The 5,653-nt window shown below is 58.5% G+C and carries 8 protein-coding genes; 6 read left to right on the top strand and 2 right to left on the bottom strand.

The window, feature by feature from the left end:
- Positions 1–14 precede the first annotated feature (14 nt).
- The 5 genes from WBM93_RS13200 to tatC are packed head-to-tail and all read left to right on the top strand — an operon-like array spanning position 15 to position 2,924.
- Positions 15–800 carry a segregation and condensation protein A gene (locus tag WBM93_RS13200; RefSeq protein WP_424432327.1) on the top strand — a complete coding sequence of 262 codons (786 nt, stop codon included), beginning with the start codon at positions 15–17 and terminating at the stop codon, positions 798–800.
- A 7-nt stretch (positions 801–807) separates the two neighbouring features.
- Positions 808–1,500 carry an SMC-Scp complex subunit ScpB gene (gene scpB / locus WBM93_RS13195; RefSeq protein WP_424432326.1) on the top strand — a complete coding sequence of 231 codons (693 nt, stop codon included), beginning with the start codon at positions 808–810 and terminating at the stop codon, positions 1,498–1,500.
- A 25-nt stretch (positions 1,501–1,525) separates the two neighbouring features.
- Positions 1,526–1,756, top strand: a complete 231-nt coding sequence (locus WBM93_RS13190) for a twin-arginine translocase TatA/TatE family subunit (protein WP_424432324.1) — start codon at positions 1,526–1,528, stop codon at positions 1,754–1,756.
- Positions 1,757–1,791: 35 nt separating this feature from the next.
- Complete coding sequence (tatB, locus tag WBM93_RS13185; RefSeq protein ID WP_424432323.1) at positions 1,792–2,151, top strand: Sec-independent protein translocase protein TatB; 360 nt, start codon at positions 1,792–1,794, stop codon at positions 2,149–2,151.
- Positions 2,148–2,924 (top strand): twin-arginine translocase subunit TatC, encoded by a 777-nt coding sequence (gene tatC, locus WBM93_RS13180; protein ID WP_424432322.1) that lies wholly within the window; start codon positions 2,148–2,150, stop codon positions 2,922–2,924. The genes tatB and tatC overlap by 4 nt, the downstream gene beginning before the upstream one ends.
- 47 nt (positions 2,925–2,971) lie before the next feature.
- Here tatC and WBM93_RS13175 read toward each other — a convergent pair whose 3' ends face one another.
- Positions 2,972–3,061, bottom strand: a complete 90-nt coding sequence (locus WBM93_RS13175; protein ID WP_424432325.1) for an entericidin A/B family lipoprotein — start codon at positions 3,059–3,061, stop codon at positions 2,972–2,974.
- 47 nt (positions 3,062–3,108) lie between these two features.
- Positions 3,109–5,247, bottom strand: coding sequence for a TonB-dependent receptor (locus WBM93_RS13170; RefSeq protein WP_424432321.1), 2,139 nt, complete (start codon positions 5,245–5,247; stop codon positions 3,109–3,111).
- A gap of 137 nt (positions 5,248–5,384) precedes the next feature.
- Between WBM93_RS13170 and WBM93_RS13165 the strand changes: the two genes are divergently transcribed.
- On the top strand, positions 5,385–5,653 hold a 269-nt coding region (locus WBM93_RS13165; RefSeq protein ID WP_424432320.1), incomplete at its 3' end, for a VOC family protein.

The raw sequence follows: 5,653 nt of genomic DNA, 5'->3' as shown, positions 1-5,653 counted from the left end.
ATAGCGGCAACGGCATGAGCGAAGAGCCGGAAACCGAGGGCTTCTTTTTCCCTCCGGAGTCGGTTGCATCCGACGAAGGGGCACTAACCCTCAATATCGATGGCTGGGAAGGCCCGCTCGATCTCCTTCTCGCGCTGGCCCGCAACCAGAAAGTCGATTTGCGCGAAATATCGATTCTCGAACTGGTCCAGGAATATCTCAAATATATCGCCAGCGCCCAGACCCTGCGACTGGAGCTGGCTGCCGACTATCTGGTGATGGCCGCCTGGCTGACCTATTTGAAATCCGGCTTGCTGCTGCCCCGTGATCCGGAAATCGATCCTTCTCCCGAAGAACTGGCCTTGCGCCTGCAGATGCGGCTGGAAAGATTGAACGCGATGCGCGAATCGGGTTCCCGTCTTCTGGCCAGGGACCGGGTCGGCCGCGACGTGTTCATGCGCGGCGCGCCGGAAGGGCTGCGCGTAGTGAAGGACCGGCACTGGCAGGCAGAATATTATGATCTGATCACTGCTTATTCCCGGGTAAAAACGCGTAGTGCACCGGCAATCCACATCGTCAAGCAACGGATGGTCATGACGCTCGAGGATGCGCTTGCGCGGGTATCGCTGATGCTGGGCGAGGCTATTGACTGGATGGACATCCGGCATTTTCTGCCCCCCGGTGCACCGCCCGAACTCAGAAAATCCGCGCTCGCGTCCAGTTTTCTGGCAACATTGGAATTGGCCCGCCAAGGCAAGCTGGAATTGCAGCAGGAACATAGTTTTGCACCGCTTAGAATCAAGGCGACGACAAATGGATGAACGTGAAATGGAAGATACCAGTCTGATCGAACAGGGCTCTCAAGATATCGATATCGGCAAACGCGCGGTCGAGGCGACCCTTTTTGCCTCGGAAAAGCCGATGACGATCGCCGATATCAAGGCCTATGTCGGGGAGGAGCTGGATATTCGCGAGATACTGGCTGACCTTGAAGAGGATTATCAGCATCGCGGGATTGTTTTGATAAAAACCGGCGATCGCTGGCATTTCCAGACCGCGCAAGATCTTTCCCACCTGTTGCGCCGCGAACGGGCGGAGCTCCGCAAGCTTAGCCGCGCCGGCATGGAAACGCTGGCGATCATTGCCTATCATGAACCGGTCAGCCGCGCCGAAATCGAAGCGATCCGGGGTGTTCAGGTTGCCAAGGGCACGCTTGATGTTCTGATGGAAGCGGGTTGGGTACGCCCCGCCGGACGCCGCGAAGTGCCCGGCAGGCCGCTGATCTATGCGACCACCGCAGAATTTCTGACCCATTTCGGCTTGCACAGTCGCAAGGATCTGCCCGGTATTGACGAGCTGAAAGCCGCTGGATTGCTTGATCCGGTCGATCTCGTGCTCGAGCAAATGGAACTGGAAGCGGAGGGTGAAGCCGCGCCGGACCGGGATATCGACGAGGCTGAAACACAGGAGTTTGCGGACGATGATGGTGTTTTGCTGGAAAACGAGACCGAAAGCGCTTAAATAGGCTGCACAAGGAGAATATCGCATGCAACCGAGTGTTTGGCAGATTGTAATTGTAGCGGCGCTGGTGCTGATTCTGTTCGGCCGTGGCCGGATTTCCGAAATGATGGGTGATGTCGGCAAGGGCATCCGTTCCTTCAAGAAAGGCATTACCGAGGAAGAAGCGAGCGCGGCCGATCCTGCCCCCAAGATCGACAGCAAAACCGCCGACGCGTCGGCCGAGACCAGCAAAACCGCCGACAAGACGGCTGGTTGATCAGGCAGGCCTTCCGGTTCAGGGCCGCATAGAACATGTTTGACCTTTCCATATCCGAGATCGCGATTATCGCGATCATTGCCGTTGTTGTCATCGGACCCAAGGAATTGCCGCGCGCGCTGGCGACGGCGGGCAAATGGATGAGCAAGGCGCGCGGCGTGATGGCCAATTTCCGTACCGGGCTTGATGCCATGGTCCGCGAAGCCGAGCTTCAGGAAATGGAGAAGAAATGGGCCTCCGAGAATGACCGGATCATGAGCGAATATCCGGCGCTTCCCGATGACGGCGCTGCCGAAGAACCAAGGATGGAACCGCTCGACGGACCGCCTACGGATGCGTCCGACGCAACCGACGGCGGGCCAGATCTGCCGCCCGCAGGCGATGCCAAGCCGTGAATGACCAAAGCAAACCGGATTTGGATGGCAGCAAGGCGCCCTTGATCGAACATTTGATCGAACTTCGCCAGCGACTGCTGTGGTCGGTGGCAGCGCTGACCGTGGCCTTTCTGGTCAGCATATTTTTTGCTGACCAGATTTTCGGTATTCTCGTCCAGCCACTGACCGACGCCTTTCCGGCCGGCGAAGGAAAGCTCATCTATACCAAGCTTTACGAGGCCTTTTTCGTCGAGATCAAGGTGGCAATGTTCGCGGCCTTTTTCATCGCCTTCCCGATCATTTCAAACCAGCTGTGGGCCTTTGTCGCTCCAGGCCTTTACGCCAACGAGAAAAAGGCGTTCCTGCCCTTTCTGGTAGCAACGCCGGTGTTGTTCATCGCCGGAGCATCGCTCGCCTATTTCATCGTCATGCCGACCGCGTTCCGGTTTTTTCTGGGATTTGAAGGGACGGTCGGCGGCTTGCAGCAGGAAGCCTTGCCGGCGATGGGAGATTATCTCTCGCTGGTGATGCAGTTCATATTGGCGTTCGGCGTATGTTTCCAGCTGCCGGTCCTGCTGCTGCTGCTCAATCGGGCGGGCATCGTCAGCCGCCAGCAGCTAAAGGGAGTGCGACGCTATATGATCGTCGGGGCCTTTGCCCTGGCCGCGATCCTGACTCCGCCGGACGTGGTGTCGCAGCTGATGCTCGGCATCCCGCTGATCCTGCTCTACGAGGTTTCGCTGATGATCATGTGGTTCACCGAACGCAAGAAGAGCGAAATCGTCTCGTCCTAGAGCGGTGATGTGCTCCGCATCCAGTGCGGAGAACGTAAAAAGCTCTCTTAGTCGATCGCTCTTTCGCCAGCTTTACCTACCGATTCAATATCCCGGCCAGCACCCTTGACCGTGTTGCAGGCGCTGAGCAGGACCATGGTTGAAATCAAGATGGCGACGGTAAATTTCTGCATTTCAAAATATCCTAAAAACTGAACTTCGCGCTGATACGAATATCACGACCGGACAGCGGTACATAGTCTTTTGTGAACGAAGCGTGACGGCGAGCGTTCACATCAAAAATATTATTGGCCGAGGCGAGCAGGGTGACGCCGCCATCCTTGCCAAACGGCCGCCAGGCCGCGGTGGCATTGACCATCGTGAAGCCCTCGGTCGGGGTTTCGAAGGCAGCAACCTTGTTCTGGCTGCCGGACCATTCCACTTCGGCGCGCAAATCCAGCCGGTTGCTTTGCGCCTTGATCCCGCCGAGCAGCCGCAGCGGGGGTATGCGCGGAACCGGTCCACCGCCATCGTCAATCTTGGCGCGGACATAGTCGGCGACCCCGTCGGCGCTAAAGTCAAAGCCGCCGGACCGCGCGAAAACCGCCGATGCCGAAGCCTCGAAGCCATAATAGGTCGCGTCGCGCTGATAATATTGGAACACCGGCAGGCCATCTTCTTCGGCCCCGGTTTCCGCCTCGAAAATATAGTCGTTGAACAGATTGGCATAAGCGGTCGCGCTTAGCTGGACATCGTCGCTGTCCCAGCGCGCATATAACTCTCCGCCCCAGCTTTTCTCTGTGGTGAAATCCGGATTGCCGATCTCGAACGCCTGGGTGGCGATATGGGGACCGTTTGACAGCAGTTCCTCAGCCGACGGCGCGCGTTCCGATCGCGAAATATTTGCGCCGAACTTGAACGCTTCCTCATCGGGCGCGTATGCTAGGCCGATCGCGCCGGAAAGCGTGTTGAAGTCTCGATCAAAGGAAACGACATTGGCCGACACATTGGTCTGGTCAAAGCGCAGCGCGCCTTCCACTTCCCAGTCGCCCAGATCGGCTTCCTGCACCGCGAACAGCGCCCAGCTCTCGATGCTGTTCTTGGGCACGAAGGCTTCCGCGCCAATCGCGTTGAAATCGCGAACCAGAACCTGCGTCCCGATTACGCCACGCCAGCCATCATGGTCCGCCTGTACCAGTTCCGCACGCGCCTCTATTCCGGACACGGAAAAGACGGTTCCGATCTCGTCGCCTTCGAATTCTATATGTTCATAGTCCGAATAGCCGGCCCGGAAATTCAGCGCCTCGAAAAATCCCCCGAGATTCACCCCGCCGCGCAAGTCGGCGCGAATCTGTTCCAGACCGATGGTGACCGGTCCTTCTTCCTCCTCTTCCGCGGCCTCGCCTTCACCGCCATGCGCATGGCCGGCTCCCGGACGCGCCGGAACGCCGTAATTCGTATCATAATAGCTGATCGAAAAGCCGAGATTGCCGCCATCGTCGATGAAAGCGGCGCCGACCCCTGCGGTCTGCGTGCGACTGGCGGTATTCGGCACCCGGCCGCTCAAATTGGCTGTTTCGGTTAATTCGGCGGCTTCATCAAGATGGCCTTCACCGGCTTCCTCCGTCGCTTCGGCCAGAACTTCAGCGCGCAGGACCGGTGACAGGACAAAGCCCGGCACCCGGACATCATTGGTATCGCGGAAGCTGCCGTCGGCATGGATCACCAGCTTGGCGGTCAGCGGCACATCGACCGATCCGGCGATGCTCCGGTCATCCGCCGCGCTGCCGTAACCGGCAATCGCGTCGAGATGGAAGGCGTCATCGGGAATATCGCGCGGGATGCGCTTGTCGATCACATTGACCGCGCCGCCAATCGCGTCACCGCCGAACAGCAGCACCGCCGGTCCGCGTAGCACTTCGACCCGCTGTGCGGTCAGCGGGTCGATCGTCACCGCATGATCGACCGAGGTATTGGATGCATCGAGCGCGCCAATCCCGTCGGTCAGCACGCGAACCCGTGGCCCCTGAAAGCCGCGCAGCACCGGGCGGGAGGAGCCGGGCGAGAAAGAGGTGGACGACACGCCGGGCAAGCCGGTCAGACTGTCGCCGATCTGGCCGCGCAGGTTTTCCGCCAGTTCATCGCCAGTCAGCACGGACGTCCCGGCCAATATGTCAAGCTGATCTACATAAGGCGCGGTGACGACAATCATGTCATCATCGTGGAAATCATCGGCCAGCCCGCGTTGCTGCCGCTCGGAGGCGGGCGCGTCTTGCTGGGCCAGGGCGGGCGTGACGGGAAAGGAGAGGATTGCGGCGGAAATCAGGAATTTTCTGTGCAACATGGTTCACTTTTCTATGGGGAAAGAGACGGGATACTGATTACGTGTAATGATATGACATATCAATTGTTAACAACAGCTGAGTCGTCAAAGCGATGCAAATTTGCTATAAACCGCCTTCAGGACAAAAGGAGAGGATGATGGCAGACTGGAAAGAAGACGGTTTTCACAGCGTAACCCCCTATTTGACGGTTGATGGCGCGGAAGCGGCGATTGCCTTCTACAAAAAGGCCTTTGGGGCGACCGAGCATATGCGGCTGCCGATGGGGGACAAGATCGGCCATGCCGATATCGTGATCGGCGACAGCCACGTGATGCTGTCCGACGAATTTCCGGACATGGACAAGCTTGGCCCGACCAAGCGCGGCGGCGCGACCGCGAGCCTGATGATCTATGTCCCCGATGTCGA

The sequence above is a fragment of the Parasphingorhabdus sp. genome (assembly GCF_049667325.1).
GTDB lineage: Bacteria > Pseudomonadota > Alphaproteobacteria > Sphingomonadales > Sphingomonadaceae > Parasphingorhabdus.
The sequence above is the reverse complement of the archived record's forward strand: the minus strand, read 5'-3'. Positions and strand labels throughout refer to the sequence as shown.